Source organism: Collinsella sp. AF14-35, from assembly GCF_003464565.1.
GTDB lineage: Bacteria > Actinomycetota > Coriobacteriia > Coriobacteriales > Coriobacteriaceae > Collinsella.
This window is the reverse complement of the sequence record NZ_QRZD01000019.1, coordinates 17,544-44,401: the sequence shown is the minus strand read 5'-3', so window position 1 is coordinate 44,401 and position 26,858 is coordinate 17,544. Positions and strand designations below refer to the sequence as shown.

Sequence of the window (26,858 nt, the reverse complement as noted above, 5' to 3'; positions counted from 1 at the left end):
GATGGGAGGCTATCAATGGCTAATCGTTTCGTTCTTAACACCATTTCTTATCATGGTTCCGGCGCCATCAAGGAGATCCCCGGCGAGCTCCAGCGTCGCGGCTACAAGAAGATCTTCGTCTGCTCCGATCCCGACCTGGTCAAGTTTGGCGTTACCGCCAAGGTGACCGACGAGCTCGACGCCGCCGGCATCGCTTGGAGCCTCTACTCCGAGATTAAGCCCAACCCCACCATCCAGAACGTCAAGGACGGCGTCGAGGCCTTCAAGGCCGCCGAGGCTGACGCTATCGTGACCATCGGTGGCGGCTCCTCCATGGACACCGCCAAGGCCATTGGCATCATCATCAACAACCCCGAGTTCGCCGATGTCCGTAGCCTCGAGGGCGTTGCTCCCACCAAGAACCACGCCGTGTTCACCATCGCCGTGCCGACGACCGCCGGTACCGCCGCCGAGGTGACCATCAACTACGTTATCACCGACCCCGAGAAGGTCCGCAAGTTCGTGTGCGTCGACACCAACGACGCCCCTGAGGTCGCCGTCGTCGACCCCGACATGATGGCTTCCATGCCTGCCGGCCTGACCGCTTCCACCGGCATGGACGCTCTGACCCACGCCATCGAGGGCTACACCACCAAGGGCGCTTGGGAGCTTTCCGATATGTTCCACTTTGAGGCCATTAAGCTGATCAGCGAGAACCTGCGCGACTCCGTTGCCGAGGCCAAGTCCGGCCAGCCCGGCTCCGGCCGTGAGGGCATGGCTCTTGGTCAGTATGTCGCCGGCATGGGCTTCTCCAACGTTGGCCTGGGTATCGACCACGCCATGGCTCACACCCTGTCCGCTCACTACGACACCCCGCACGGCGTCGCTTGCGCCATGCTGCTGCCGATCGCCATGGAGTTCAACAAGCCGGTTTGCGCCGAGCGCCTGGCCAAGGTTGCCGTCGCCATGGGCGTTGACACCACGGGCATGAGCACCGACGAGGCCGCCGACGCCGCCATCGCCGCCGTTAAGCAGCTCTCTGCCGACGTGAACATCCCGCACGTCTGCGAGGCCATGAAGGCCGACGAGATTGAGGTCCTGGCCAAGGACGCCATGGCCGACGCCTGCTTCCCGGGTAACCCGCGCGAGGCGACGCTCGACGACGTCATCGAGCTCTTCAAGAAGATTTGCCCGGCTGAGTAAATTACTCCCGTCGGCGGTCCCGGGCTTCCCTCCGGGCGCGTCCTCGGACATGTAAAAGGCCCCGCTGCGCGCGTTGCGCGGCGGGGTCTTTTACGTCCTGCGGAATGCGCCCGGAGGGAAGCCCGGGATCGCCTGCGTTCTTTTCTCAGATGCCGGGGTGCCGGAAAGGCGGGATGTGAGGGGCGCATTGTTGGATGGCGCCTTGTATCTGCTTATCGTGGCGGGCGCAGTTCTGAAGAGCTCGATGGGCCATCTCGCTAGGTAAAAAGATGGTTCGCGGTGGTATCGTTGCTGTGGGTTTAATTCGATATGAAAGGGTGACTTTGGTGTCCAAGATGGATTCTACGCTCTCCTATATTACTGACCAGTTGAAGGCGCTTACCTCGATTGCTTCGCCTACGGGCTATACCCGCGCGGCGACTGATTATCTAATGGAGACCCTGCGCGATATGGGCTTTGGGCCCGAGCGTTCCAATAAGGGCAACGTGTTGGTTGAGCTTGGCGGCGAGGGCGAACCGCTCGTGTTGGCGAGTCATGTCGATACCCTGGGCGCCATGGTGCGCTCCATCAAGGACAATGGTCGCCTGCGTCCCACGACGCTCGGCGGGCATCAGTGGCCTACGGCCGATGGCGAGAACTGCACCGTCTACACGCGCGATGGCAATGTCTACACGGGTGTGGTTCTCAACACCGAGCCTTCGGCGCATGTGGCCGATGAACCGGTCAAGACCATCGAGAAGAACATGGAGATCTTGCTCGACGAGAACGTCGATAGCAAGGACGATGTGCTCGAGCTGGGTATTCAGACGGGCGATATCATCGCTATGGATCCGCGTACCACGGTGACGGAGAGCGGCTACATCAAGAGTCGCTTCCTTGACGACAAGCTGTCCGCGTCGATTCTGCTGGGCCTGGCGCGTGCCGTCGCCGCTGGCGAGGTGACACTCTCGCGCAAGGTATCGCTGCTCTTTACCGTGTACGAAGAGGTCGGCCACGGCGGTGCCTTCGTGCCGGCCGACACGCGCGAGATGATCAGCGTGGACATGGGCTGCGTGGGCGACGACCTGGGCTGCACCGAGCGCATGGTTTCGATTTGCGCCAAGGATTCGGGTGGTCCGTACAACTACGACCTGGTAACCACGCTGTCTAATATCGCGCGCGAGCTGGAGCTCGATTACGCCATCGACGTGTACCCGCATTACGGTTCCGACGTCGAGGCCACGCTTTCGGCCGGTTACGACATCCGTCACGGCCTGATCGGCCCCGGCGTGTACGCGAGCCACAACTACGAGCGCAGCCACATTGACGGCGTGCGCAACACCTACGAGCTCGTCCGCGCCTACGTGCAGCGCTAGGGGAGCAGCTTGCGACTCGGCTGACCAATCACTAAGGCCCGTTTTTCGGGCCTTTTTTCGCTTTGGGCTGTTTAGTATTATGATGTATGTAATCTATTAACTAAACGTGTAAATTACTTAACGAGGTGATGCGGTGTATGGATACGTCTGAGTACTTATCTATGGGTGATGCCGCCCGCCTGTTGGGCGTTACGAAAGCCCGCATATCGCAACTTGCCGCATCGGGGACGCTTGTGTGCGATATTGTGGGCGGCCGGAAGATGGTCGAGTACAATTCTGCGACCGCCTACCAAAAGGTCCGCAAGCGAGGACGCCGTCCTGCGGCTGATGTGGGACGCAAGTTTACGCTGATGTCGGCCGACCATGAGGTCGCGCATGTCTCATTTGATCCGACGCGTGAATTTCCCTTCGAAATCGCCGAGGTCCTCGATGCGCAACGAATGCCGTTTGGCACATGCTCGAGCTCTTCTCCTACGGTGAATAAACGGGAGCTCAACGTGTGGTGGAGCCATCGGTCGGTGCCTGACGTCCGCCCTGGACTCGTCTCGCGCTATCGTGAACTGGGAATTGCCAGTGGCATCGAGGTTCCGGTTCGGTGCCTGGGCTTATCGCTTTCGGATTGTTATTGGCTGCGGCCGGCCGATTGCGCCGAACTCAAATGGCAAAGCATCAATTACTTTGAGAACGAATTTGAGCGATCGGCGCCCGAAGAGCGTTCGGGTTGGCTGGAAGGCATCGGTCTAAAAAATCCGGATAACACGTCCGAGGGCGAGCTCCCTAAATCGTGGATGATCCGAAACGGCATTCGCGTTTTGGCTAAAGGGTGCGGGATGGACGATCAGCGTCCCTTTAACGAGGCGGTTGCAACGGCTCTACATCGTCGCTTGCTTTCCAAGGGGGAGTTTGTTCCTTACACGGTTGAGCGCATATTCGATGGCCCTGTGTGTCTGTGCGACGACTTTCTTGACGGCCGCGAGGAATACGTTCCGGCTGTTTACGTTAAGGGCGTACTTGGTAGCCAGCGGGGAAACTCGACGTACGACCGGTACTGTTGCTACCTCGGCAAGCATGGTGCCGATGAGGCCGCTGTGAGAAGGTCTATGTCGCAGATGATTGTCTGCGATGCCCTTTTGGCCAACAGCGACCGCCATTGGCGAAACTTCGGCATCATCCGTAATGTCGACACCCTGGAGATAAAACCTGCTCCGCTGTTCGATAGCGGCAACTGCCTGTGGTATAACGTGCCAACCGCTGTGCTCGTAGCCGGGGAGTTTGGGTTTGCCGCCAAGCCGTTTGGACCCGACCCCTCCGTCCAACTGGCGCTTGCAGACTCACTTGATTGGTTCGATTCATCGCGGCTCAACGGATTTGTTGAAGAAGCGATAAAGATTCTATCGCGGAGCAAGTGGGCCACGGCGGAGGGCCGGCTCGAGTCCATTCGCCGCGGCCTGGAGCGTCGCGTTATCGAGGTGAATGCTGCTGTTGAAGTGCTTCGACACGTGCGGCGATAATCCCGTGGCTACTGGATGGCGCCGGTCACCGTGCCGCCGCCCAGGACGATGTCGCCGCGGTAGACTACAACGGCTTGGCCGGGGGCGATGGCTCGTTGCGGCTCGTCAAAAGTTAGCAGCATTTGCCCGTCTTCGTCACGCGTAAGGGTCGCTGCCTGGTCTTTCTGACGGTAGCGGTACTTGGCGCCTACGCGAATGCCGCCGGCGTCGAGCTCCGCCTCCATGCGGGAGTCCGGCGCACTCCAGATCCAGTCGTTGGCCGTGAGGGCAGCGGCGGTCAGGTCCTCGGCCTCGCCCAGATGCACGGTGTTGTTGGCGGCGTCGACACCTGTCACATACACGGGATGCGCCATTGCGACGCCCAGGCCCTTGCGCTGGCCGATGGTGTAGCGCAGCGCGCCGTTGTGGCGCCCGACCACGCTGCCGTCGCGCCACACAATGTCGCCCGGTGCAGCGGGATGTCCGCAGCGGCGCTCGATATAGCCCGCGTAGTCACCGTCTGGAATAAAGCAGATATCCTCGCTTTCGGCCTTCTTGGCGTTAACAAAGCCCTGTTCGGCGGCAATGCGGCGCACGTCGCACTCTTTGTCCAAGCCTGCCAGCGGAAAAATCGTGCGCGCCAGGCGCTCCTGCGTAAGCGAATACAAAAAGTAGCTCTGGTCCTTTTTGGGGTCCTCGCCGCGATGCAGCTGCCAGGTGCCGTCTGCCGCCTGGCTTGTTTTGGCGTAATGTCCCGTTGCGATGTAGTCGCAGCCCATGTCCAGCGCCGTATCGAGCAGCGCGCCAAACTTAATGTGGCGGTTGCAGATAATGCACGGATTGGGCGTCAGCCCCTCCTGGTAGGCGTTCACAAAGCGCTCGATAACGCTGTGGTCGAACGTCTGCTGCAGGTCGAGCACGTGATGGGGGATCCCCAGGCGCTCGGCGACGGCCTTTGCATCGGCGATGTCGCGGTCGACCTTACTCATGCCCGTGGTGGGGTCGGGTGCGGGGCAGGTGAGGCGCATGGTAGCGCCGACACATTCGTAGCCCTGACTTTTGAGCAGATACGCGGTCACGCTGGAATCGACGCCGCCGCTCATGGCGACGAGCACGCGCTTGTTGTGCATGGGGAGGTTCTCCTTGGTGGCATATGGCCAAAAAAGAAAAGCGGCGCGGGAGGCTGGTTCCGCGCCGCAGACATTGTAGCAAGTTCGGACGTCTCGTGGGACATCCTAACGAGATGGGCTCAGGCGGCCAGAAGAGAGGATAGGCCGGCTTGCCTTGGGCCTATCGACAAGTGACGGGCCCTTAGTCCTGGAAGAGCGCCGTGGACAGGTAGCGCTCGCCGGTGTCGGCGAGCAGCGCCACGATGGTCTTGCCCTCGTTCTCGGGGCGCTTGGCCAGCTGCAGTGCGGCCCACACGGCGGCGCCGGACGAAATGCCCACGAGCACGCCCTCCTTGTGGCCCACGGCGCGGCCGGTGGCAAAGGCGTCGTCGTTCTCGACGGGGATGATCTCGTCATAGACCTGGGTGTCGAGGACGTCGGGCACAAAGCCGGCGCCGATACCCTGGATCTTGTGCGGGCCGGCCTGACCCTTGGAGAGCACCGGGGAGGTGGCGGGCTCGACGGCGACGACCTTGATCTGGGGGTTCTGCTCCTTGAGGAACTCGCCCACGCCGGTCACGGTGCCGCCCGTGCCAACGCCGGCGACGAAGATGTCGACCTTGCCGTCGGTGTCATCCCAGATTTCGGGGCCGGTCGTGGCCTTGTGGATAGCGGGGTTGGCGGGGTTCACGAACTGGCCGGCGATAATGCTGTTGGGCGTCTCCTTCTGCAGCTCCTCGGCCTTGGCGATGGCGCCCTTCATGCCCTTGGAGCCGTCGGTGAGCACGAGCTGTGCGCCATATGCCTGCATAAGCTTGCGGCGCTCGACGGACATGGTCTCGGGCATGGTGATGATCACCTTGTAGCCGCGGGCGGCCGCCACCGAGGCGATGCCGACGCCGGTGTTGCCGCTCGTGGGCTCGATGATGGTGTAGTCGCCGCCGCGCACGAGCTTGCCGGCCTTCTCGGCCTCGTCGATCATGTTCTTGGCGACGCGGTCTTTGACGGAGCCGGCGGGGTTGAAGTATTCCAGCTTGACGAGCACGCGGGCCTTGAGGTCCTCATCGGTCTCAAAGTGAGTGAGCTCCAGAAGCGGAGTGTGGCCGATAAGCTGATCAATGGACGTGTAAACATTGCTCATGGTGAACCTCCAAAGTGTTCAAATGACTGGATACCGTGTGGTTTTACAGTGTGTCTAGCAGGTAAACCCATAAACCTTATAGGTTGTTCGTTTAGCTGTTGGGAAGCATACTAGACACTAAAGCCTAGTAATGCAATAGGAAATAGGAGTTTATTGCAAGCTGATTAACCATCTTGACCGGAACGGGTATTTTCAAAGCCAATTTTTCGGCTAGAATTTCAACGGACTAAAAGACCGAAAGGCAGCAATATATATGTTGGTTTCCACAAAGGGCAGATATGCCCTGCGCGTTATGGTCGACCTGGCCGAGCACCAGGCGGCAGGCCGCATTCCCCTCAAAGAGATCGCCGCGCGTCAGGGGATTTCGGAGAAATATTTGGAGAACATTTTGGCTACGCTCGTGCGCGCCAATATGCTCTCGGGCATGCGCGGCAAGGGCGGCGGCTACGTGCTCACGCGCCCGCCCGAGCAGTACACGGTGGGCGAGATCCTGCGCCTGACCGAGGGCAGCCTGGCGCCGGTCGCCTGCCTGGATGGCGACTGCAAGGGTTGTTCGCGCTCTGACGAGTGCCCCACGCTCGACGTGTGGAAGAACCTGGACAAGCTCATCAACGACTACCTCGACGGCGTGACACTCGATACGCTCGTTGCCCCCAACGAGGGCTACGACTACGTCATCTAGCCCCACCTGCTATTGGGGGACGGGGCAGAAATGGTAGATTTTCCTGCCCTCTGAGGCTTGGCAAATGACAAGGCCGCCCATCGTTGCGATGGACGGCCTTCGTTTTGGCGTGTTGTGGCGGTCCGTATCCGGTCGCTTTAGTTCCTGGCGATGCTGTCGAGAATGCTGCGCATGATGGATACCAGGATGCTGCCCATAAACGCCGATCCAAAGCTGGCGATGGAGATACCCGCGCCCAGCAGATTGACCGACAGGTAGCTGGCCAGCTCGAGCATAAAGCTGTTGACCACAAGCTGAAAAATACCAAGTGTGATAATAGTGAGTGGCAGCGAGATGACCGTCAGGAACGGCTTAACGAGCGAGTCGACGATGTTGAGGAACAGTCCCACGAAGGCAAAGCAGACCCAGGCGTCGGCCATGCCGAAGGGCTGAATGCCGGGGACGAGAAACGTTGCGATCGCGATGGCGATTGAGGTCAAAAGCCAGTTGAGCATAAAGCGCATGGTGTGAATCCTTTCTTGCGCATGGCGTGGTGAGGGAGCGTGAGAGGCACATGCCTTTGCAACTCGGACAGATGCTCGGGCACGGCTCTGTTTGGGCGCCCATTGTCTCAGATATTCGTGGAGCTTGCGTGCGCATTCGGTTTCAAAACGGCGTTCGTCCTAGAAAACGCGCCGCTGGCAGAGAGTTTTGTCGCTTTAGTTTGGTGGTGTGCTAAACTGCTACGGGCAAAAGCCACAGGCGTTGCCCTATTGCATAGAACGGGCGAACGATGCCCGATGTCAGTATCAACTTCGATGCCTTTTGGCGGGTTTGGCGGTGATCGATGAATATCGAGAACATGTTTGACAAGCCTGATGTCAAGCAGCTGGTCCACGCATTTAGCCTTTTGGACGACGAGAAAGATATCCAAGCGTTTTTGACCGATATCTGCACGCCGCGCGAGATTTGCGATCTATCGCAGCGTCTGCAGGTCGCGCGTTATCTGGACGAGGGCGAGCCCTATGTCGAGGTTCAGGCGCGTACCGGCGCTTCGTCCACCACGGTGAGCCGTGTGTCCAAGGCGCTCAACGGCGAGTACGGTGGCTACCGCAAAATCCTCATTAAGCTGGAGGATGGCGAGTAGGCCGCGCCAAAAACGAATTGTGCAAAACCGCTCCTCCGGGGGCGGTTTTTTGATCCCTTAAGGACGGAGGAAAACGGATCACCGGGTTAGACTGACCCCTTCGGTGATCCGTTTTCCTCCGTCCCCAAGGGATCAAATCTGTTGGCGTGGGGCAAATCTGTCCGCGTGGGCGGGTAGGATGGATACATTGATTATTGCGAACAGTTTGAGCGGAGGACCATGCCTGTTCGAATCTATACCACCAATGCCGGCACGGATTTGAGCGATGCCGAGTCGGCGTTGCTTGCCGACCTTATTGCCCGCCATGGACGTGCCGTGCTTCTGGCGCCAACGTTTGCCGAGCTCGACCTGTGCCGCCATGATGCGGCGGAAGCCGGGATTTCGCTGGGTATTGACTACAAAACGCCTACATCGTGGCTTCGCTCGCTTTGGGAGCTTTTGGGCGACGGGCGCGGTTTCGTCGACAACCTGCAGCGTCAGATGCTGTTCTCGGACATGGTCACGCGTCTCGACGATGCCGACCTGCAGCCGCTTTCGCACAGCCAGGGCACAGTGCGCATGCTTGCGCGCATGGCCCGCGACGTGTTGCCGGGCGTTGCGGGGACGACGGCCGAGCGATGCCGTGGCAACAATTGCCAGCCTGAGCCAAAAAGCGATGCCGAGGCTCGTGTGTTCGAGCTTTTGCGTGCCTACGCGGGTGGTTTGGACCGTCGAGATATGGTCGAGCCCTGCGAGGCGGCTGACATTATGGCCGATGCCCTGGCCGATAACCTGCCGGCGTGCACCCGCGCCGTATGCGTGCGCGGTATCACGTCGTTTACGCACGGCCTGCTCGAGCTGCTGTCTGCCGTGGCGAACAATGGGGGAGAGGTCGTCGTACTGCTTGCCTGCGAGCAGGCGGCGATGCGCGAGGAGCTTGCCGCGGCATTTGATGCCCGCGGTGTGCTGTTCGAGGCCGCGCCGCTGAGGGAGGACGCCGTCGCGTCTGATGCCGCTTGCGGGACCGCCGCTCGGCCTGCCTTTATTGAGGTCGCCGGCCCCCATGCCCGTGCCCATGCTTATGCGGACGCCATCGATACGTTGGTGAAAACGCACAAGGAGTCCAAGGACGATAAAGCTACTGCAACGCCCGCCGACCCCGTGCGCGTGCTCGTTGTTTCTGCCCGGGCACCCCAGCTGTTCGGTGAGCTCGCCTCTCGTCTGGCGGCCCGTCATATCGCTGCCGAGACAGTTGAGTTCACGGCGTTTTCTCAATCCATTGCGGGCAGGCAGTTCACGGCGCTCGCCAACCTGATCGAGCGTATGAAGGCCGCCGACGAAGGGGCAGCTTCTAAGACTGAGTGGTGGCCCGCGCCGGAGCTTACCGACTGGATTTACAGTCCGCTTTCGGGCGCTGATGCCGTCAATGCCCGTACCTTCGATAAGAATATGCGTCTCTCGCGCAGCAAGACTACCGCGGGCGTTAAGAGCCTGCTGCAGAGCGTCCAAGGCCAGGTGAGGGGCGCGCGCAAGGCGGCGAGCGACGAGAACTGGTTTAAGAACGTGCCGTGCGTGGTCTCGGACGTGTTCCAGGCGCTGTGGCGTGACAAGCCCGTGACGGCGCTCAAGGCCATGCTTGCCGTTGCCGAGGGGTTGCCCGATCGCTCGCTGGGCAGCTTGGATGGCCAAGCCCGTCGCCAGGCGGAGGTGGCCCTGCTGCGCCACGCCATCGACATCCTTATGAATGGCGCCCGCGCGCTCGATGTGTCGCAGGCTGCGACCGTGCCCGTGCTCGATGGCATTCGCACCAAGGTGGACAAACGTAGCACCGCCTACGATTACGAGACCTACGAGGTTGACCGTGCGCCACGTGCCCAGGTTCGTTTTGCTTCGCTTGCCGATGCGGCGGCTCTGCGCCCCGGCAGCTACGATGCCGTGCTGTTTGCCGATGTCGATCTGGACAGCTATCCGCTCTCACACGAGGAGGGCCCGCTGGCCACGCTGACGGCGAGCCTCGGTCGCGAGGGCGTGACGCTTGAGCCTGCGGCCTTGCTGCGCGCACGCTTTGGCCGCGCGATGCAAGTGTCGCGTGGTCCGGTTACGCTCGCCCGTGTGACCCACGATCGTCAGGCGCGCGAGTGCTATCCAGCCGCCGTGTGGACCGAGCTGCGGGCGCACGCCGAGGCCGCTGACGCTGCTAAGGCCGCTGACGCCGACAAGACCGCTGACAACGCTAAGGCCGCTGACGCCGACAAGGCGAAGTGCGTGGGTGAGGGTGATATCGTAAGGGACTTCGATCCCGCGGCAGGCGAAGGTCTCAAGCGCGAGCGCGTGACCTGTGAAGCCCCTCAGCATCTGAGTGCCGAGGCCGTGCCGTATTTGGTCCTGCGTCGTCGCGACGGCGAGGACGAGGACGCGCCGCTCGTGCCGCGCCTGACGTCCGCCTCGCAGATCGAGGCCTACTCCACCTGCCCGCTGTGCTGGTTCGTGTCGTATCGCGTCAAGCCCCAATCCGTCGATGCGGGCTTTGGCAACATGGAGAAGGGCAACTTTGTCCATGACGTGCTGGAGCACTTGCATGCGCGTCTTCCGCAGGAGGGCATGGAGCGCGTGACGCCCATGAATCTGCCGCGCGCGAAGGAGCTGCTGCGCGAGGTCTTTGACGAGACCCTGGCCGAGCACGCCGGCAAGCGCGGTACCGAGGGCCCGCTGGTGCCGCTCTCCCCGGTGGAGGAGCGTCAGGTGGCCGAGATTTTGCCGCAGTTGGAAGGCGTGCTCGCCTACGAGTCCGAGGCGCTGGCACCCTTCGCGCCGCGCTACCTGGAGTTTGCGTTCAATGAGCTCCAGGTCGAGTATGCCGGTTGGCCACTCGGCGGGCGCATCGACCGCGTGGATGTGGATGCCGAGAATCGCGCCGTGGTAATCGACTACAAGCATCGTTCGGGTGTCGAGGAGTTTAAGCTCGCCGACCCCACGGTGCGCGACGAGGAGTCGGGCGAGGCCCCAATCGACGACCCGCGCTGGCTGCCGCCCCATACCCAGACACTCATCTACGCGCAGGCCATGCGTCGGGCGCTGGGCCTAGATACCCGCGCAGCGCTCTACTTTTCCACCAAGGGCGGCAAGCCCGCGCTGCGCGGCGCCGCAAGTGCCGAGCTGCTCGAGGAAGAGCGCGGCGACGGTCGCATCTCGGGCCTTAAGAAGGGCTTTCCCGGCGAGGGCGGCAACATGGACTTCGATGCGCTGCTCGACCGCGTGGAGACCGGCATTGCCGAGCGCCTGCGCGAGCTCGAGGCGGGCGACGTCGCCGCTGTCGATCCGACGTCGGCGCAGGCCGCGCATGCGCGCTGCTCGTATAACCACGAAGGAACGTTTGTAAGGAGGGACGTGTAGACCATGGATCTTTCGACTTTGATGCCGCAACAGCTGCAAGTCGTCAAAACGCTCGACCGCCCGCTGTTTGTCTCGGCGGGTGCCGGCTCGGGCAAGACCTTTACCCTCACGCGCCGCATTGTCTATGCGCTCTCGCCCGAATCCGGTCCGTTTGTCGAGCATCTGGACCAGGTGCTCGCCATTACCTTTACCAAAGATGCCGCGGCCGAGATTCGCGACCGTGTGCGCCGTGCGCTTATCGAAGAGGGCATGGACGAGGAGGCCCTGACGGTCGACGACGCTTGGATCTCGACCATCCACGGCATGTGCTCGCGTATCCTGCGCGCGCACGCGTTGGAGCTGGGCATCGATCCTGAGTTCACGGTGCTCACCGATACCGATGAGCTTATGGATCAGGCTGTTGAGCATGTGCTGGGGCGCGCGACGGCGCCCGATGCCGCGCCCGAGCTCGCCGCTTCGCTTAAGGCCCTCTACGCTTGGTATCCCATGGCGGGCGAGGGCGGGACGTTTGGCGCCGGTACCACCATCAAAGGCCTGGTGCGCGACCTGCTGGAGCTATCGAGCCAGCTGCCGGGCGGCATGGACGATGTGCGCGTTGCGCGTGGCCAAACCGACACCTCGGCGCTTGCCGATGCCTATCGTGCGGCGTTGGGTGCAAGCAAGGCTGCGACCGAGAAAGCGCAGACGGCGCTCGACGCCATCGACGCGTTTGAGGCGAGCGGCAAAACTATGGAGGATGCGGCGCGACTCATGATGTCGTGCGGCATGCCTCGGGCGAGCAAAGCGTTTCCTAAGGAGCAGGTGGAGCTACTCAAGGCCGAGGCGGCCGATGCGTTTATCAATATCGTGCTTGCCTGCGGCGGTCCGGCGCTCGGTGCGCTGGTGGGGCTTGCCCGTGCCGTAGAGGCGGAGTACCGTGCGCTCAAGGCCGACCAGTCCGCGCTCGACAATAACGATCTGTTGCGCATGGCATACGAGGCGCTGCGCGATTACCCCGCCATCCGAGCCGCCTACGAGGGCCGCTTTAAGATGGTCATGATCGACGAGTTCCAGGATACCGACCAGATGCAGGTCGATTTGATTCGCTATCTGACGGGCGCGGGGGAGCGCGCGCTGTGCACCGTAGGCGATGCGCAGCAGTCGATCTACCGCTTCCGTGGCGCCGAGGTCGAGGTATTCCGTCGCCAGGAGCGCAAGGTGGGTTCGACGACGGCGTCCGAGACGGTCGCCACGTCCGATGCCTCTGCCGGCGAGCTCGTCAAACTTGTGCGCAACTTCCGCAGCCACGACGAGGTGCTGCGCTATGTGGCACGCGTCTTTGACGGCGACACCGGTGGTTTGATGCAGGGGTTCTTGGATCTTGAACCGAGCGACAAACGCAAGGACAAGCTCAAGGCAAAGGCATCGCGCCGCCAGGCGGTCTTCGTTGCCGGTGGCAGCACACAGGAGCGAACGCAGGCGAAAGCTCGTGCGATTGCCGAACGTTTCCGCGCGCTTGCCGATAAAAAACAGCCCCAGGGCAGCATGGTACTGCTGCTGGGGCGCATGACCAATGCCGATGTCTACGCACAGGCGTTTCGCGACCAGGGGCTCGACTGCGTCATCGCGGGCGGCTCAGTCTTTGCCCAAGCTGCCGAGGTGCAGACGGTGCGCGCCCTGGTGTGCGCGCTTGCCAATCCGGCCGATACGGCGCAGGGTTTTATGCCACTGCTGGCCTCGCCGATGTTTGCACTCGGCGCCCAGGAGTTCCTGGCGCTGGCGACCAAACTCGACGAGCAAACGGGCGAGACGTCGCGTCGCAACATCGATGCGGGCATCATGAGCGATTCCGATGTGCCGGGTTTGCAGGGCTTGCCGCTCGTAACGCGCGCCCGCGAGGTGCTGCGCTACGCGCTTCGTCGCGTGGGACGCGATTCGTTCGCGGCGATCGCGCGCGACGTGGTCAATGCCTCCGGCTGGTTCGTGCGTCTGGCGCAGCGTGGCCCCGAGGGCAAGGCCATCGCCGCCAACGTGCTCAAGGCGCTCGACGCCGTGGCCGAGGCAGAGGCCGAGCTCGGCAATTCTCCGCGCTCCATCGCGCTCGCCTTCGACCGCTTCTTGGCGGGCAAGGAGGCCCCGGGCGCGCTCAACGAGGAGGGCGACGGCGCGGTGCGCATCATGACGGTGCATGCGTCCAAGGGTCTGGAGTATCCGGTCGTGGCGGTTGCCGAGTGTTTTGGCGTGCGCAAATCGTCCGGTGCGGCTCAGATGGGGCGTGTCGAGGGCGGAGCGCAGGTCGTGGCGCTGCCGGCACGCTTCGACGGCGTTAAACTCGCGGACGGCACGTTCGTGAAGGGCGACGACGTCAAAAAGCAGTTTGAGCATGCGTTTAAGGGCAAGGGTACGTCGCTGTGGCTGCCGCCGGAGCTCATGGAGGACGTCTGTGCGACGGGTTCTCCCGCCGAGGCATTTGCTCGCCTGCGCAACGACGACCTGCAGCTTTCGCTCGAGGAGCGGGCTCGTTTGCTCTATGTCGCCATGACGCGAGCGCGTGAGCTGGTGATCTTGGCGATGGATGCCGGCGTGAGCCGCGGCAAGCTGTGCGCGCCGACCTTCGACGTCGAGACCGATCTGACTTACGACGTGCTGCGCCGTATTCTGCCGACGGACGGCCTGGACATGCCGCAGCTCGATGCCGACCGCCTGGTGTTCGACAACTCCAAGCCGGGCGACTACGAGCTTATCTCGCTGGCGGACTTTACGTTTGGCGAGCAGGCGTTTGAGGCCAACGCTTCACTGGATGCCGAGGGCAGGCTTGTTCGCGGCGATGTCGATGTCGCTGATAATGCTGCGCACTCAACTGTGCCCGGTCCTGCCGACCCCGAGCCCGATTCGTTTGAGCTCGTGTATCCCCAGACGGTGGGCGTGCGCATGGGCACCTGCTCGTATCCGGCGCGTGATTCGTACAGCTATTCGTCGATCGCCGCGGCGCTCCATGCCGAGGCCGAGGACCGTGCCGCCGAGACGCGTGTTCCCATGGACGAGGCTGGCGATGATGCGGAGTCGGATGGCTCGGAGATGACGGATACGGACGTGGCTGCTGTCGAGCCCACCGGCAATCCCATGGCGCTGGGCTCGGCCTTCCATGCTGCCTGCCAGTGGCTGATCGAGATGGGTGCCGATGCGCTGCCCGCTGAGCGTGCCGATGCACTGGCGCGTCTGTGGCACCTGACGCCGGAGCAGCGCGAGCGTTTTGACATCGCCCTGAATCGCTGGCTCAGGTCGGCGGTCCGTGCCGACCTGCTCGCGTGGCCGTGCGTTCGCGCCGAGGTGCCGTTCTTTTCGCTGGGCTGCGAGGACGAGGACATCGCTCGCTATGGTGCATATGCCGAGGGCGCCATCGACGCTTTGGCGACGAACCCGGCGGATTCGTCACGCGCGCTGGTCATCGACTACAAGACGGGCGGCACACCGGACGAGACGCCGGAACAGCTGCAGGAGAAGCACGCCCTGCAGGCGCGCGTCTACGCTGATGTTCTGCACAAGGCGGGCTTTGAGGCCGTGACCGTCAAGTTCGTCCGCGTGGAGCAAGTCGACCTCGCCAACCCGTGCGAGCCTCAGGTGGTCACCTACAGCCTCTAGCCCTCAATAACTTGCGGTGGAATACGGACTGTTTTGGCCAAAAAAGCCGCCAAACAGTCCGCATTTCACCGCAACGCATGGGAGAGCCTGGGGCGGTACAATGGCTCGAACGGTTCAAACGAATAAGGAGCCATCATGCAGCTCGCCAAAACGCTTAAGGTGACGCCGGAGGAGCTTTTTGACGCTCTGGCGGGGTCCATCATGCAGGATATCGAGAACGCCACGGGCAAGCGTCCCAGCCGCAACAAGCTCAACGGCTATAAGTACGAGAAGCGCGCCCAGTCCGCAAAAGGCAAGGTGACTCTTCATCGGAAACCGTGAACGCTTCGGGCTTCGAGTCAGTAGCGAGCGGCCCGACAAAAGTAGTTGATGGAAGTGCCAAATGAATAAGAATGCCGCTACGCAACTGCACATCTATTCCGCCTTTTTCGTTCTCGCGGGATTTGTTTTAAATCGGGGAGTGTTTCTACTTTTCCTTGCGGAGAAAGGAATGTCTGTCACGGAAATCGCGCTTTATCAAGCCCTGTTTAACATTACAACGGTCGTTCTCGAGCTGCCAACAGGGCTGATAGGCGATTTCTTTGGAAAGAAGTTTTCGATTCAAGTGGGCGTGCTGCTGCTTTTCTTCCATACGGCTGGCATGCTGTTGCTCTCAGGTCCCTTTCTTGTCGTGCTTTCCCTTGTTGAGGCACTCGCCTACTCCCTTCAATCGGGATCCGAACAAGCACTTTTATATGAAATTGCCCGGAATGCCGGTCAAGGAGAGCGTTTCCTCACCATCAACGCTCGGCTGCTTGCCGCGCAATCAATCGCTACGGGAATGGCGATTGTGCTCGGATCTTTCATTGCCCAAGTATCTTGGAGCGCCCTCTACGTATGTGTCTCCGTTTTCTATCTCCTGCAGCTTTTCCTTCTGTATCCCATTGAGAGGACGGAAGCGACCCGTTCTGAAAGCTCTGAAAAGGGAAGGTTTGACGCGGCCAAGATGTTCAGACGCGAAACCTGGCGTGTTGGAGAATCCGCTTTTGCGGTATTGCTTCTTCTAATCGGCGCAAGCATGCTCGATGGATTCTATGGGAGTTATTACAACTTGAATCAGTTGGTATTCGACGCATTTGATGCTCCCGTCTCCATAATAGGAATCTTTTTCGGTGCATCCTATGCAGTAAATGCGACGGCCTACATTGCAGCAGATTTATTCTCATTGCGTTTCGGGAAAAGAAATACCATGCTCGGCTCGATGCTAATCGAGGCTGGCCTTTTCATGATTCTTCCGTGGTTCGCTTCAAATCCGCTGTGTTTGTTTGGCCTTAGCATGGTGCTTTGTTTTCTCCCAGAAGTGGTGTACATCACTTCGGAAAACTTAATCCAAGACGCGATAGCGGACGATCTCCGCGCGACGATCCTTTCCGTCGCGTCTCTGGTAAGGGCTCTCTTTTCTGCAGTGTTTTTCTCCATATTTGGACATGTGTTGGGGTTATATCCCATTCAGATAGCGCTCGGTATTATTGGTGCAATCGCGATAGCAATTACCGCCGTTGTTTCATTAAAAATGGTTGGAATACAGGTCTCCAAGAATTGATATATCGATTGACGAGCTATCCGAAGCGTCGAGCCTTCTTGATGGACATGACTATTCGTCACAAATCATTCCGCGCATCGCCGGGGTTCCAGTAATACTCGATATATCTGGATGCCCTCATTCCCCTTTTTGAAGGTCCCAAATTGACTACCCGTGTTGGTTTGGCTAGGTTCGGGTGCTATCCGCGCCGTGCGGTAAAATCGTTCAGTCAGAACACGAACCCGCATCGGAGCTCATCACATGGCATTCGTCCATCTGCACAACCACACCGTTTTCTCCATGCTCGACGGCGCAACCCGTATCCAGGATATGGTCAATCGCGCCGTAGAGCTGGGCATGCCCGCCGTCGCCATTACCGACCACGGCTACATGTATGGCGTGCCCGACCTGGCGCTGGCCTGCGACGCCGTCAACCACAACACGCCTGAGTACAAAACCTGGAGTCACGACAAGGCCTTTTTGGAAAAGGATCGCCGCGACGAGCTGGTGGAGCCCGATCCCGAGGAAAACCCGCGCGAGCATGCCCAGTATGTGAAGGACATGGCCATGTGGGACGAGAAGGGCAACATCGACGAGCTCAAGCCGCCTCTGGTCATCAAGCCCATCTTTGGCTGCGAGGTCTACTTTACGCCGGACGAGACCCTTGCTCGCGACCATAAGCCCGAGCTCTACCACATGATCCTTCTGGCCAAGGACCAGGAGGGCTACGTCAACCTGATGCAGACGGTCTCCGAGGCCGCCGTGCAGGGCTTTTACTACAAGCCGCGCGTGACGCTCGACAACCTGCGCCGCCATGCCAAGGGCATGATCTGCACGAGCGCCTGCATCGCGGGTATCATCCCCAAGTACATCGACCGCGGCGACATGGAAGGCGCCATCAAATGGGCCGAGACCTTCCGCGATACCTTTGACCCCGGCGACTTCTACATCGAGATCCAGGAACACGGCATTACCACCGACAACGGCCTGACAGACGAGCAGATGGACCGCACGCTCATCGATATCGCCAAGCAGGTGGGCGTCAAGGTTATCGCCACCAACGACTTCCACTACCTGCGCCGCGAGGACGCGCCCGTGCAGGACGTCATCATGTGCATTGGCATGAACGCTAAGGTCGACGACCCCAACCGCATGCGCATGACCGGATCGGAGTTTTACATGAAGACCGAGGAGGAGATGCGGGCGATGTTCCCGTATTGCCCCGAGGCCTGCGACAACACGCTCGAGATTGCCGACAAGTGCTACGTCGAGCTCGACTGGGACTCCATCATCCTGCCGCGCTTCCCGTTGCTCGATCCCGGCGAGACGCACGAGAGCCAGTTCCGCCGCGAGTGCGAGAAGGGCCTGCGCCAGCACTACGGTGACGACTGGGCCACGCGCGAGATCGGTGGCGTCAACATCAAAGAGCGCTTTGAGTACGAATACAAGGTCATCTGCGACAAGGGCTTTGCCGCCTACTTTTTGATCGTCGCTGAGTACGTGCAATGGGCCAAGGACAACGGCATCGGCGTCGGCCCCGGCCGTGGCTCGGCCGCCGGCGCTATCGTCGCCTACGCCATGAACATCACCGCGTTCGACCCGCTCGAGAACGGCCTGATGTTCGAGAGGTTCCTGTCCCCGCAGCGTACCGAGATGCCCGATATCGATATGGACTTCGACGATGAGCGGCGCCTCGAGGTCGTGGAGCACGTTCGCCAGCTCTACGGTCCCGAGAAGGTCACCCACGTCATCACCTACTCGACCATTAAGGCCAAGCAGGCCATCAACGACGCCGCGCGCGTTCTGGACTACCCGGTCTACATGGGCCAGCGCCTGTCCAAGATGGTCTCGAGCGACCCCAAGGTCAAACTCAAGCAGGTGCTCGACAAACAACCCGGCAAAGAGGATCTGTTTAACCCCGACTTTGCCGAGGCCTATAAAAAGGACGACGACGCCCGCCGCATCATCGACACGGCGCTCTCGATTGAGGGCCTCACCCGTGGCGAGGGCGTGCATGCGTGCGCCGTTCTGATCTGCCGTGACCCCGTCAACGAGCACGTGCCAACCAAGCTCGATACCAAGGGCGGCGTCGAGATTACCCAGTACGAGGGCCATACCGTCGCCGACATGGGCCTGCTCAAGATGGACTTCCTGGGCCTGCGCACGCTGACGGTTATCTCCAAGGCCAAGGCCAACATCAAAAAGAACTTTGGCATCGACATCAAAGAGGAAGAGATTCCCTTTGACGATCCCGAGATCTTTAAGCTCATGGGCTCCGGCCATACCGCCGGCGTCTTCCAGGTCGAGTCCGCCGGTATGACGGCCACGATCAAGAACATGAAGCCCACCGAGTACAAGCACGTCGTAGCATTGATCGCCCTGTACCGCCCGGGCCCGCTGGGCGCCGGCATGGTTTCGTCCTACATCAACCGTATGAACGGCAAGGAGCCGGCCGTCTCCTACGACGACCGTCTGGACGACATCCTGGGCGAAACCTACGGCACCATGGTCTACCAGGAGCAGGTTATGCTCATTTCCGTCGAGATGTGCGGCTTCTCCAAGGGCGAATCGGACTCACGTATCCGTAAGCCCGTGGCTAAGAAAAAGATCAAGCTGCTCACGTCGACGGTGCTCCACTGGGAGGATGGCTCGGACGAGACCACCTACGACCACTGGATGAACGGCGCTATCAAGAACAACTACACGCGCGAGGTCGCCCAGAAGATTTGGGACGATGTTCTCGAGTTCGCATCCTACGCCTTCAACAAGTCGCACTCCGCCGGCTACGCCATTCTGGTTATGCAGACGGCGTGGCTCAAGGCGCACTATCCGCACGAGTACATGGCGGCCGTTCTGACGTCCTATACGGGCAAGACCGACAAGATCGTGCACTACGTCTCGGCATGCCGTCACGACGGCATCCCCGTGCTGTCGCCAGATGTCAACGAGTCCGGTACCGAGTTCACGGCTACCAAGGAGGGCGTGCGCTTTGGTCTGGCCGGCATCCGCGGCGTGGGCACCGGCGTGGCGCAGGCGATTATCGCCGAGCGCGAGGCGGGCGGCCCGTTTAAGACGCTGCACGACTTTGTCGAGCGCGTGGACTCGAGCCAGGCAAACCGCCGTGTGATCGAATCGCTGATCAAGGCAGGCGCCTTCGACTCCACGGGGTATCCGCGTCGCCAGATGATGCACTTTGTGGACAAGAACAACCCCGAGAACATCATCGACGCCGCGGTAAAGCGCCAGAAGGACCGCGCGAGCGGTCAGACCTCGTTCTTCGATATGTTTGGCGACGTTGAGGGCTCGGGCTTTGAGGTGAGCGTGCCCGATCCGGACGGCCAGGAGTGGGACCGCCACCTTAAGCTGAGCCAGGAGAAGGAGGTTCTGGGCATCTATGTCTCGGACCACCCGCTGCGCCCGTTTGAGTATGCACTAGCCAAGGCGCGCGACTTCTCGTTCTCGCAGATCGATACCGGCTACGAAGTTCAGAATCCTACGGGCGGCACCATCAACCAGGAGATTCCCGAGGGCAAGGCGCTGTGGTGGGCCGGCATGGTCTCGAGCGTGTCCAAGCGCGTGACCAAAAACGGTGACCCCATGGGCATCGTGCAGCTCGAGGACATGGAAGGCGAGGCCACCGTCGTCGTGTTCCCCAAGACCTATAAAGAGGCCGAGGGGTACCTGTACGGCGAGGTCGATCCCGAGACCGGCGCGCAGCTGTCCGATGCCTTTGTGCGCATTAAGGGCAAGCTCGAGCGCTCGGACCGCGGCGACCAGATCATCGCGCAGGAGATCGTGCCGCTCGAGCTCAACGAGGAGAACAACAAGCCCAAGGTGTTTGAGGTCATGGTGCCCAACAGCCGCTTTAGCCAGGGCAATATGGCGCGCCTGGCCACGGTGCTCACCGCTAACCCGGGCGGCGACCGCGTGGAGATCTTTATCGAGCAGGTGGACGGGCGCGTGCTGCGTGCCGAGGTACCTGCCAAGGTCAACGCGCGTTCGATTCCGCTGCTGGCCGAGGCCAAGGCCATTGTGGGTAACCAGGGCTGCGTGACGGTGATCTAAGCTACCCCGGGTGAGATTGGAGGAAGTGATGGCGCAGGGGACGTTTGTGCAGGCGCTTCGCAAAGAGGCGGCGTTGAGCGGCACCTTTATGAAGGGGCGTTCGCTCATGCTCAACGGCGCCGTGCTGTCGATCGAGGACAGCGGCTCGCGCTTCTCCAAAAACGTGACGGTCGAGGGCTCGGTGCGCGGTTCGCGTGGCGACCTGTACAAGACGCACGTGGCGCTCGACATGGACGAGCACGAGGTGATCGACTACGACTGCGATTGCCCCGCCGCCTATCGTTACCCCGGTATGTGCAAGCACGCTATTGCCACGGCTCTGGCGTATTTGGATGCCAGCGGCGCCGAGCCCGTCGAAGGTTTGCGCACGCCGGTTCGCACGTTTACGGCGCAGTCGAAACAGCCCGCGCGCACCGCACCCAAAGCGCCGGCCGTCAACCCCAACTTTCCCTTTCCGGCGCCCGTCCCCACGAGCCCGAGCCTTGTGGCGGCGCTCTCCGATCTTTCGGACGCGCGCATGGATGAGCTGGCGAGCATGCGCCGCAAGCTTGCCGGTGCCGTTGATCCCGACGCCCCCAAAGCGGCATTGGAGCCCTCGTTGGTGCCGTACTACAATCCGCTGTTCGCTGACCGCTTTAGCTGGGCGCTCGAGTTCCGCATTCGCTGTGGATCGGTCTCCTACGTGGTCAAGGACATCGACGGCATGGCCGATGCCTACGTGCGCGGCGGCACGTTCTCCTATGGCAAGAAGCTCACGTTTGTCCATTCACCTGAGGCCTTTGACGAAACATCGGCAAAGCTGCTCAACCTTGTTGTGACGACAGTTGCCTATCTCGATGACATCGCAAGCTCGCGTTCGGCGTCGTACGACTTTGCCCGCAGCGGTTTTGTTGCCGAGCGTCAGTTGCCGCTGTCCGAGCATAGCATCGTATATGTGCTGGACCTGCTGCGCGGCCAGACCATCTCCTTTGAGCCCGCCTGGTCGCGGGGGATGACGACGCATCGCACCTACGACGTGGCGGTTGAGCTGTCTCCGCAAGGGGAGGACGAGGCATCCGCTAAGCGCCCACCGCTGCTTGCCGCCAAAATCGCGCCGGCGGCTGGTGGTAGCTATGACCTGCGCCTGCCCGCCGATATGTACTGCTTTGCGTCGGGCGATGCCGCCTACTTGGTTGACACGCGCCGCGCGCGCCGTACCGACGCTGCATTTGCTCAGCATGCCGCACCTTTTTTGTCGCGCTTGCTGCCGTGCCGCACGCCCGCCCATATTGCCGCCGAGCAGGTGGGTGAGTTCTGCCGTATGGCGCTGCCCATTTTGCGCGACTATACCGACCTCACCGCGCCCGCCGCGCTCGATACTGTGGCACCCGAGGCGAGCTTTGCCATGGCAATCGGCGTCGACGATGGTCTTGTGACCTGCAAAATTACGGTTACCTACGGCGATTGGTCGGCTGATCTCTTTAGTCTTGGTGCTCCGGGCAGTCCTTTCGAAGAGCAACGCCCCGGCGTTCCGCCCCGCGATACGCTGGCGGAGTTTCGCGTTATGGACACGGCTGCCATGTACTTCGATTTCTACGAGGGCGGCCTGGCGTTTGAGGAGCGCGATGACGAGAGCCTGTTCCACTTGCTGACCGAGGGCCTGTCCGCCCTGTCCGAGCTGGGCGAGGTCATGCTCAGCGACCGCCTGCGCCAGGTCTCGGTCCGCCCTGCGCCCAAGCTTTCGGTGCGTGCGACTGTCAAGAGCAACCTGCTCGACGTCGAACTGGGCGCGAGTGGCCTTTCGGCGGCAGACCTTGCCATCTATCTGGACTCCTACAAGCGCCACCAGACGTTTGCGCGTCTCACGTCGGGCGACATCGTTCGCCTGGACGAGGGAGCGCGCGCCGCGTTTGGCCTTGCCGAGGATCTGGGGGTCGATGCTGTTGACCTGCTCGACGGCGTGTCGCTTCCCGCGTCGAGCACCCTTTTCGTTGACAGCATGCTTGCGCGCACGCCTGCGCTCGAGGCCGATTGCGACGCCGCGTTCCGTCGCACCGTCGAGCGCCTGGACACGCTCGGCAAGATGGACTTTACGGTGCCCGCTTCGCTCAAGGCCACACTGCGTGGCTATCAGGTCGACGGCTACCAGTGGCTCGGCTCGCTCGAGCACCTGGGCCTCGGCGGCATCTTGGCCGACGATATGGGCCTGGGCAAAACGCTGCAGATGATCGCACATATCCTGGCGCGCGTGGAGGCGGGGGACACCAAGCCCACGCTCGTGGTATGCCCGGCCTCACTCGTGTACAACTGGGCTGCCGAGCTGGAGCGCTTTGCCCCGTCGCTCGATGTGTGCGCCATTGTGGGCGCCAAGGCTCAACGCCGCGTGCAGATCGCCGGCGTGGCCGAGCACAACGTGGTCGTGACGTCGTATGACCTTATGCGGCGCGATATCGACGAGTATGCCGAGCAGGACTTTGCCCGCGTTGTGCTCGACGAGGCCCAGTACATTAAAAACCCGCTCACGCAGGTGGCGCGCGCCGCCAAGCGCCTGCCGGCCGGTGTGCGCTTTGCCCTGACGGGTACGCCCATCGAAAACCGCTTGTCCGAGCTTTGGAGCATCTTCGACTTTTTGATGCCGGGCTTGCTTGGCACGCGCGAGTCGTTTGCCAAACGCTTCGAAAGCCCGGTCGAGCACGCCGAGGGGGACAGCGCCGCTCGCCTGCAGGCGCTCGTGTCGCCGTTTGTGTTGCGCCGTGTCAAGGAAGACGTGGTGGCCGACCTGCCTGAGAAGATCGAGGACACCGTCATGGCACAGCTCGCCGGCGAGCAGCGCAAGCTCTACCTGGCCAACCAGGACCGCATCGCCCAGCAGGTGCAGCACCGCGAGGCTGGGGAGTTTAAGAAGGACAAGCTCAAGGTGCTCGCCGAGCTCATCAAGCTGCGCCAGATTTGCTGCGACCCGCGTCTACACTACGAGGATTACAAGGCGGGGAGCGCCAAGCTCGATACGTGCATGGAACTCGTGCACGGCGCACTCGACGGCGGGCATCGCATCCTGTTGTTCAGCCAGTTTACGGGTATGCTCGATATCATCGGCAAACGCCTGGCCAAGGAGGACATCGCCTTCCTTAAGCTCACGGGCGCTTCGTCTAAGGAGAGCCGCGCCAAGATGGTCGCGCAGTTCCAAGCGGGCGAGGTTCCGGTCTTTTTGATTTCGCTCAAGGCGGGCGGCGTGGGCCTTAACCTGACGGCGGCCGACGTGGTCATTCACTACGACCCGTGGTGGAACGTGGCGGCGCAGGACCAAGCGACCGACCGCGCGCATCGTATTGGCCAGCAACATACCGTGACCGTGTACAAGCTCATCGCCAAGGATACGATCGAGGAACGCATTATGCAGATGCAGGAGTCCAAGCGCGACCTGGTCAACAGCGTGCTCGGCGGCGACGGCATCTCGTCGGCGCTGTTTACCCGCGAGGATGTTCTGGCGCTGCTCGGCGGCGACGGGCGCTAGCTGCGCGCTGGATGGGGCTGCCGGGTCGGGCCAGGTCGCCGGTTCGTTCTGGCCCGACCGCTTGTCCCGCTCGTTATGTGTTCATTTGCAATGCCGTGGATGGTTTGTCTGCCTTTGGGCATAAGAAGCATCGAGAACACCGGCACATCAGCAAAGGAGAACATCATGGCAAAATTCTTTAAGGACCCCGACGGCAAGCTCATTGCCGCCCTTGGCAACGACGTTGCAACCCCTGCCGGCTGCACGGAGCTGACCGCGAACACCGAGGACGCGGCGCACGAGAAGCACGTGCCAGTCGTCGAGAGCGAGCGCGACGGTCACGTGATCCGCGCACGCGTGGGTTCGGTCGAGCATCCTATGGTGCCCGAGCACTACATCGAGTGGATCGCCCTTGAGGCCGAGGGCCGTCTGGAGGTCCATTACCTTGAGCCCGGCATGAAGCCCGCGACGTTTTTTGCCGGCGGTTCCAAGACCGGTACCGTCTACGCCTATTGCAACCTGCACGGGCTGTGGTCCGCGACGTTCTAGGAGCGCGCCCCCGCTCGGGGTATCATAGCTAGCATATGCACATGCGAGCGCCGACTGCATCATGCGGCCGGCGCTTTTACTACGACAACGATGGTTTACGACGGAAAGGGCTGAGCCATGAAGCTCGCACTTGCACAGATCGATATGCGTCTGGGTGATATTGAGGGCATTTGCGGTCGCATCGAGGACCAGGCTCGTATAGCCCACGAACGCGGGGCGCGCGTGCTGTGCGTCCCGGCTCCGCTCTTTATGGGCGCTCTGCCCGGCAGCTTGGTGGGCGCTGCCGACTTTGAGCACGACATGCTGACGAGCCTGACGGGCGTTGCCGGGCGTATCCAAGAACTCGATATGATCTGCATCGTGCCCGCGGCGGTTTCGTTTGAGGGCCAGCCCCTGCTCGACTACATGATGCTCAAGGACGGCCATGTGGTGCCGGCCCGTTCGAGCATTGCCCTGCAGCGCGGTGGGAACGGCGATGCCCGTTGGGCCCCGCCGGTGTTTGACGTGGACGGCGTGCGTATCGCCGTGATTTTCGACCTGGACCGCGAGCTCGAGATGCTGCCGACCGGCGTCGACCTCATCGCCTATTTTCAGTTCAACGCGTTTGATATGACCGACCGCGAGACGGCCGCCATTGCCGCCGTTCGCAGCGGTGCCTACCGCAAGATTGCGTCCAAGCGCAGCGTATGGTTTGCCTGCATGGCGCCGGTCGGTGCCTATGACGAGTCGGTGTATACCGGCGGGTCGTTTGTGCTCGACGACTGCGGACGCGTGGTGGCCCAAGCGCCGTGCTTTGAAGAGAGCCTGCTGGTTCAGGAGATTCAGCGCGGCGTAATGCTCGATGCTTTGGAGGACCACGAGCTGCCCGAGTTTCGTTCCGAGGAGTGGTTGTGGCAGGCGCTGGTGCTCGCTGTGCGCGACAACGCCCGTGCCCATGGTACGTCGCGCGCCGTGGTGGCGCTCGAGGGCGATCTGCCGTCGTCTTTGCTTGCAGCGCTGGCTGTCGATGCATTGGGCTCGCGCAACGTGATCGGCCTGGTGCTGAACCGCAACCGCATCTTTACGCCGGCACAGGAGGAGGCCGAGGCCGCCCGTTGCGCCGCCGTTCGCGCGATTGCCGAGCGCCTGCATATTCGCACGGTTGAGCGCGATGCGCCGGATGCGGCGCGCGTACTCGACCGCGATGTGTCGGCGGGCGATGCCGAGCGCCTGCGCTCGCGTACGCTGGGCCTCATGTTGGAGGATACGGCGCTCGAGCTGGGCGCGATGGCTCTGAGCCCGCTTTCCAAGACCGAGTACGCGTTGGCGGCACCGGCGCTTTGCGGTGGCTACCAGGGCGATTACGCGCCCTTTGGCGATGTGTATCTGTCGACCCTCGAGTTTGTGGCGCGCGTGCGCAACCGCACGTCTGCCGTGGTGCCGCAGGAGCTCGTGACGCTCAACGCGGTGGAAGATTGCATGGAGCGCGTGCTGGCGCGGGCGCTCTCGACGCTCGACGGCCCGGTCGACATGCTTGATCGCGCGGCGCAGCTGCTCGGTGGGCTCGAGCCGGGCGAGGTCGATGGTGCGCTTGAGTCGCACGTGGACCGCAACCGACCCTTCGACGACATCCCAATGGCCGCCGGCAAGCCCGAGGCTTGCTCGCTGCTGCTGATGCTCGTGCGCCAGGGAGAGGCGGCTCGCCGCATGCTGCCGACGGCGCCGATCGTCTCGGCCCGTTCGTTTGTCGAGCGCGCCTGGCCGTACATGCTCGCGTGGTCCGACCTGGGGCTGAGCGGCAAGGAACGCATGACGGTCGATGCGCTGGCACGCGCCGAGGTGAACCGCTTTGCCGACGAGGATACAAGCGAACGCATGCGTGGCGAGATGATGGGCATACTGGGTGACCTGTTGGGTATTTCGCCCGAGCAGATGGAGGAGCTGCGCTCCGAGGATGGCCAGCGTCGCCTGCATGAGGGCATGAAAAAGTTTGAGGGCGAGGTCCAGGACGCCATCGAAAAGATGATGGGCGGCCAGGGCGGACCGCAGGGTGGGCCCCAGGGCACGCCGATGCCGCAGCCGCCGGTTGATCCCCGACAGTTCCCGTTCTTTAGCCAGAACTAGGGCAGACGGAAACAGTGTGCGAGGGATTCC

Annotated in this window: 16 protein-coding genes; 13 read left to right on the top strand and 3 right to left on the bottom strand. The window is 61.7% G+C overall.

The window, feature by feature from the left end; translation table 11 throughout:
• Nucleotides 1-15 precede the first annotated feature (15 nt).
• The 3 genes from fucO to DWW12_RS07130 all read left to right on the top strand — a co-directional run bounded on the left by fucO (nucleotide 16) and on the right by DWW12_RS07130 (nucleotide 4,048).
• Nucleotides 16-1,182 (top strand): lactaldehyde reductase, encoded by a 1,167-nt coding sequence (gene fucO, locus DWW12_RS07145; RefSeq protein ID WP_117634860.1) that lies wholly within the window; start codon nucleotides 16-18, stop codon nucleotides 1,180-1,182.
• Nucleotides 1,183-1,517: 335 nt separating this feature from the next.
• Entirely contained in the window at nucleotides 1,518-2,537 is a 1,020-nt protein-coding gene (locus tag DWW12_RS07135; protein ID WP_117855595.1) for a M42 family metallopeptidase, read from the top strand.
• 137 nt (nucleotides 2,538-2,674) lie between these two features.
• Entirely contained in the window at nucleotides 2,675-4,048 is a 1,374-nt protein-coding gene (locus tag DWW12_RS07130) for a DNA-binding protein (protein ID WP_117855590.1), read from the top strand.
• 8 nt (nucleotides 4,049-4,056) lie between these two features.
• Here the strand turns inward: DWW12_RS07130 and mnmA are convergent, their stop codons facing one another.
• Entirely contained in the window at nucleotides 4,057-5,157 is a 1,101-nt protein-coding gene (gene mnmA / locus DWW12_RS07125) for a tRNA 2-thiouridine(34) synthase MnmA (protein ID WP_199570743.1), read from the bottom strand.
• Nucleotides 5,158-5,338: 181 nt separating this feature from the next.
• Nucleotides 5,339-6,277 carry a cysteine synthase A gene (gene cysK / locus DWW12_RS07120; protein ID WP_117855589.1) on the bottom strand — a complete coding sequence of 313 codons (939 nt, stop codon included), beginning with the start codon at nucleotides 6,275-6,277 and terminating at the stop codon, nucleotides 5,339-5,341.
• Between the two features lie 253 nt (nucleotides 6,278-6,530).
• On the opposite strand from cysK, the gene DWW12_RS07115 reads away from it, so the two are divergent.
• Nucleotides 6,531-6,959 (top strand): Rrf2 family transcriptional regulator, encoded by a 429-nt coding sequence (locus tag DWW12_RS07115; RefSeq protein ID WP_117583966.1) that lies wholly within the window; start codon nucleotides 6,531-6,533, stop codon nucleotides 6,957-6,959.
• Between the two features lie 137 nt (nucleotides 6,960-7,096).
• Here DWW12_RS07115 and DWW12_RS07110 read toward each other — a convergent pair whose 3' ends face one another.
• The gene (locus DWW12_RS07110; RefSeq protein ID WP_117583967.1) at nucleotides 7,097-7,462 is read right to left on the bottom strand and encodes a phage holin family protein; all 366 of its coding nucleotides are present in this window, start codon (nucleotides 7,460-7,462) and stop codon (nucleotides 7,097-7,099) included.
• 323 nt (nucleotides 7,463-7,785) lie between these two features.
• On the opposite strand from DWW12_RS07110, the gene DWW12_RS07105 reads away from it, so the two are divergent.
• From DWW12_RS07105 to DWW12_RS07065, 9 genes are all read left to right on the top strand, one after another.
• Nucleotides 7,786-8,085 (top strand): YerC/YecD family TrpR-related protein, encoded by a 300-nt coding sequence (locus DWW12_RS07105; RefSeq protein ID WP_022094855.1) that lies wholly within the window; start codon nucleotides 7,786-7,788, stop codon nucleotides 8,083-8,085.
• 219 nt (nucleotides 8,086-8,304) lie between these two features.
• Entirely contained in the window at nucleotides 8,305-11,457 is a 3,153-nt protein-coding gene (locus DWW12_RS07100; protein ID WP_117855588.1) for a PD-(D/E)XK nuclease family protein, read from the top strand.
• 3 nt (nucleotides 11,458-11,460) lie between these two features.
• Nucleotides 11,461-15,078 (top strand): UvrD-helicase domain-containing protein, encoded by a 3,618-nt coding sequence (locus DWW12_RS07095; RefSeq protein WP_117855587.1) that lies wholly within the window; start codon nucleotides 11,461-11,463, stop codon nucleotides 15,076-15,078.
• A gap of 135 nt (nucleotides 15,079-15,213) precedes the next feature.
• The gene (locus tag DWW12_RS07090) at nucleotides 15,214-15,399 is read left to right on the top strand and encodes a DUF3284 domain-containing protein (RefSeq protein WP_117655584.1); all 186 of its coding nucleotides are present in this window, start codon (nucleotides 15,214-15,216) and stop codon (nucleotides 15,397-15,399) included.
• Between the two features lie 61 nt (nucleotides 15,400-15,460).
• Entirely contained in the window at nucleotides 15,461-16,660 is a 1,200-nt protein-coding gene (locus tag DWW12_RS07085; RefSeq protein ID WP_117855586.1) for an MFS transporter, read from the top strand.
• Nucleotides 16,661-16,900: 240 nt separating this feature from the next.
• On the top strand, nucleotides 16,901-20,704 hold the full coding sequence (dnaE, locus tag DWW12_RS07080) for a DNA polymerase III subunit alpha (protein WP_117855585.1): 3,804 nt from the start codon (nucleotides 16,901-16,903) through the stop codon (nucleotides 20,702-20,704).
• Nucleotides 20,705-20,732: 28 nt separating this feature from the next.
• Nucleotides 20,733-24,197: an SNF2-related protein gene (locus DWW12_RS07075; protein WP_117855584.1), complete on the top strand. Its 3,465-nt coding sequence runs from the start codon at nucleotides 20,733-20,735 to the stop codon at nucleotides 24,195-24,197.
• A gap of 165 nt (nucleotides 24,198-24,362) precedes the next feature.
• Nucleotides 24,363-24,725: a desulfoferrodoxin family protein gene (locus DWW12_RS07070; protein WP_117786690.1), complete on the top strand. Its 363-nt coding sequence runs from the start codon at nucleotides 24,363-24,365 to the stop codon at nucleotides 24,723-24,725.
• Nucleotides 24,726-24,842: 117 nt separating this feature from the next.
• The gene (locus DWW12_RS07065; protein ID WP_117855583.1) at nucleotides 24,843-26,828 is read left to right on the top strand and encodes a hypothetical protein; all 1,986 of its coding nucleotides are present in this window, start codon (nucleotides 24,843-24,845) and stop codon (nucleotides 26,826-26,828) included.
• Nucleotides 26,829-26,858 lie beyond the last annotated feature (30 nt).

Bases quoted from the DNA above. Each gene is read 5' to 3' on its own strand.
- fucO (WP_117634860.1), top strand. From the start codon at position 16: ATGGCTAATCGTTTCGTTCTTAACACCATTTCTTATCATGGTTCCGGC.
- DWW12_RS07135 (WP_117855595.1), top strand. From the start codon at position 1,518: ATGGATTCTACGCTCTCCTATATTACTGACCAGTTGAAGGCGCTTACC.
- DWW12_RS07130 (WP_117855590.1), top strand. From the start codon at position 2,675: ATGGATACGTCTGAGTACTTATCTATGGGTGATGCCGCCCGCCTGTTG.
- mnmA (WP_199570743.1), bottom strand. From the start codon at position 5,157: ATGCACAACAAGCGCGTGCTCGTCGCCATGAGCGGCGGCGTCGATTCC.
- cysK (WP_117855589.1), bottom strand. From the start codon at position 6,277: ATGAGCAATGTTTACACGTCCATTGATCAGCTTATCGGCCACACTCCG.
- DWW12_RS07115 (WP_117583966.1), top strand. From the start codon at position 6,531: ATGTTGGTTTCCACAAAGGGCAGATATGCCCTGCGCGTTATGGTCGAC.
- DWW12_RS07110 (WP_117583967.1), bottom strand. From the start codon at position 7,462: ATGCGCTTTATGCTCAACTGGCTTTTGACCTCAATCGCCATCGCGATC.
- DWW12_RS07105 (WP_022094855.1), top strand. From the start codon at position 7,786: ATGAATATCGAGAACATGTTTGACAAGCCTGATGTCAAGCAGCTGGTC.
- DWW12_RS07100 (WP_117855588.1), top strand. From the start codon at position 8,305: ATGCCTGTTCGAATCTATACCACCAATGCCGGCACGGATTTGAGCGAT.
- DWW12_RS07095 (WP_117855587.1), top strand. From the start codon at position 11,461: ATGGATCTTTCGACTTTGATGCCGCAACAGCTGCAAGTCGTCAAAACG.
- DWW12_RS07090 (WP_117655584.1), top strand. From the start codon at position 15,214: ATGCAGCTCGCCAAAACGCTTAAGGTGACGCCGGAGGAGCTTTTTGAC.
- DWW12_RS07085 (WP_117855586.1), top strand. From the start codon at position 15,461: ATGAATAAGAATGCCGCTACGCAACTGCACATCTATTCCGCCTTTTTC.
- dnaE (WP_117855585.1), top strand. From the start codon at position 16,901: ATGGCATTCGTCCATCTGCACAACCACACCGTTTTCTCCATGCTCGAC.
- DWW12_RS07075 (WP_117855584.1), top strand. From the start codon at position 20,733: ATGGCGCAGGGGACGTTTGTGCAGGCGCTTCGCAAAGAGGCGGCGTTG.
- DWW12_RS07070 (WP_117786690.1), top strand. From the start codon at position 24,363: ATGGCAAAATTCTTTAAGGACCCCGACGGCAAGCTCATTGCCGCCCTT.
- DWW12_RS07065 (WP_117855583.1), top strand. From the start codon at position 24,843: ATGAAGCTCGCACTTGCACAGATCGATATGCGTCTGGGTGATATTGAG.